The sequence below is a fragment of the Pseudobutyrivibrio sp. OR37 genome, from assembly GCF_900113655.1.
In the GTDB taxonomy this organism is placed as follows: domain Bacteria; phylum Bacillota; class Clostridia; order Lachnospirales; family Lachnospiraceae; genus Pseudobutyrivibrio.
This window is the reverse complement of sequence record NZ_FOQF01000068.1, coordinates 1-2,609: the sequence shown is the minus strand read 5'-3', so window position 1 is coordinate 2,609 and position 2,609 is coordinate 1. Positions and strand designations below refer to the sequence as shown.

Annotated in this window: 2 protein-coding genes; one reads left to right on the top strand and one right to left on the bottom strand. The window is 29.2% G+C overall.

What is annotated here, in order from left to right; genetic code table 11:
* Positions 1-239: 239 nt before the first annotated feature.
* Complete coding sequence (locus BM097_RS15865; protein WP_090552665.1) at positions 240-1,286, top strand: VanZ family protein; 1,047 nt, start codon at positions 240-242, stop codon at positions 1,284-1,286.
* Here the strand turns inward: BM097_RS15865 and BM097_RS15860 are convergent.
* On the bottom strand, positions 1,275-2,399 hold the full coding sequence (locus tag BM097_RS15860; RefSeq protein ID WP_090552663.1) for an SLC13 family permease: 1,125 nt from the start codon (positions 2,397-2,399) through the stop codon (positions 1,275-1,277). The genes BM097_RS15865 and BM097_RS15860 overlap by 12 nt on opposite strands.
* Positions 2,400-2,609: the final 210 nt, after the last annotated feature.

The following is a 2,609-nucleotide window of genomic DNA, read 5'->3' as shown; positions in this document are numbered from 1 at the left end:
GCTTAGGCGGTCGTTCTTTCTTTTTTGAAAAATAACCAAAAAGAAAGGGACTTTTCAAGATTTTTCATCTTGACATATCACCGCTAGACTATTATTATTTTTTATTTTATACCCAAAATAAAAAAAAATCCTTTTAATACACACTATAAATAGTATATCCTTATTTTATAGTATATATTTGTCTTTCACAGATTTTTCAAATTATAATTTTCATATCTAGCTAGGGGAGTTTATATAATATGGAGCTAAAAAGCTTTTATAATCTGTATGAAAACAACTGGTTTTCAAATCTGATATTACTTCTTATCGCAACTGCAATCGCAGTCTTGTTGTTATGTGTACTACCTTTTGTTGATAAAAAAATATGTAAGCATTTTGGTCTTAATCTTCAAGGAGGACTGGATGAAAAAGCTGCAGCATCACGATATGCTCTCGTAAGAAAAATCATTCTATACATCATTTTTTTACTATATCTTATAGCCTTATTCTATTTAGTTTTGTTTGCACGTAAAGAAAATGAAAATTATCTTATTCGAAATTCTGGAATAAGACTTTTTATAATGAGTTGGCAAGGAGTTAAACTTCCACAGATGGAATTTATAGAATTCTATCTAAATCTTGTACTTTTTATACCTATGGGATATCTTCTCCCTTATATTTTTAAACTTTTCAGGGCGCATGCTTTACGGAGACCTTTTATCGCTTCTTTTTTAATCTCTGTTTTCATAGAAAACTTGCAATTAATGACAAAGCGAGGCACTTATGATACATCTGACATTATTGCAAATACATTGGGCGCATTACTAGGCTCTTACCTTTATTTGCAAATTGCTTACATGTTAACCAACCCACGTTGGCGTAAAGATTATAAAAACTACAAAACTTGGAAACATCTAGCTAAAAAGGGTATTCTATATCCATTTGTCAAAGGCTTTCGCCTATCAAGAGTAAATTTAGTTTCTAGAAGTGAAGAAGATGTCTGGGAATTCTATACCAAATTACTAGGAATGCAGCCAAAGAGATTTATTGTTCCTCCAGAATCTAATGATAGCTATTTCCTTTTTAGTACCGGTAAAACTCAGATAGCTATTCATTGTTTAAATACAGACACTATCATACCACCACAATCTATAACTATAACTTTCGAAAACATTGAAACATTAAAAAATCACTTACAGAAACACAATATTCCTGTAAGTGATTATGAACTTGACGTTTATTCAAATCAAAAAATGTTTACTATCACAGGGCCAGATAATGTCTCAATTACTTTTTTAGAAATATAAAATGTGTAAAGCATATAAACATACAAGAAATGCAATATTCATAATTGAGAATACTTTAATGTATTTTACATTATCAGCTCCGTCTATATAACTATATTGTTTAAAAGATATTAAACTAGCCATAGATGCTATTAATGTTCCTAGTCCACCTAGATTTGTACCTATAATTATTTGCCTTATATCAGAAACAAATCCTGAACAAAGAATAGCTGCTGGTACGTTACTGATAAATTGGCTAAGTAATATTGATATTCCAACCTCATTTATCTGTAATAATGAATTAATTAATCCACTTAATAATGGCATTTGTTTTATATTTCCAATAAATATAAACAGGAAGATAAAAGTAAATAATAAGGAATAATCTGGCTTTCGTAATACCCTTTTATCAAATATAAAAACAAATGCTAACACTATTACAAGCGCAACATAATATGGTATAACTCGTGCTACTACAAGTAATGATACGAGAAACATTACTATATACATTAAGATTAAACACTTGTCTTTTTTGCTTCTATTATAAACACTATTACTAGCTTTCTGTGATATTTCTTTGGAATGTCTTGTAACTATTAAAACACAAGCTATCAATAAAATAAGCGAACACATGCTATATGGTAGCATTAAATTTATAAAATCCGTTAACTTCATACCTGATAGGGAGTAAAGATATAGATTTTGAGGATTACCTAGTGGTGTTAGCATACTACCTAAGTTTGCGGCAAGAGTTTCTAAAACAATAACAGCAATGAACTTTTCCTTGTGATTAGCAATTGACAAAGTAATTATTGAAAATGGAACAAAGGTAAGTAAAGCAACATCATTAGTGATAAACATGCTTGATATAAAGCAAAGAAATACTAAGACTAATGCAATACCACGTAAGGAGTTCATCCTATTGACCATTATTTCTCCAACCTGTCTAAAAACAGATAGCTTTTGAAATCCAGCCATTGTAACCATTAATGTAAATAAAATACTTAATGTCCTAAAATCAATATAGCTTAAATAGCTCTTAGTTGGAGGAACTATAAAACAAGATATTACTGCCAAAATAAAGGCTACACAAAGTACTATTTCGTTTTTAATAAAATTTTGTATTGATTTCATTTTCTTTTATCTTCTTAAATATTAATATGTACAAAAAAAGCAAGCTATTGCTTGCCTTATCTTTATTAATAACATTTTGTTACTATTATTAGCAACCTCAAAACTTCACACAGTAAAAATTTAATCTTCCGATTTTTGCTACATTCTTTTCTTTTAGAATAAACCTTCGATCTATTAGTATTCATCAGCTGAATGCGTTACCGCACTTAC

Excerpts from the sequence above, each read along its gene's own strand:
- BM097_RS15865 (WP_090552665.1), top strand. The coding sequence starts at position 240 with ATGGAGCTAAAAAGCTTTTATAATCTGTATGAAAACAACTGGTTTTCA.
- BM097_RS15860 (WP_090552663.1), bottom strand. The coding sequence starts at position 2,399 with ATGAAATCAATACAAAATTTTATTAAAAACGAAATAGTACTTTGTGTA.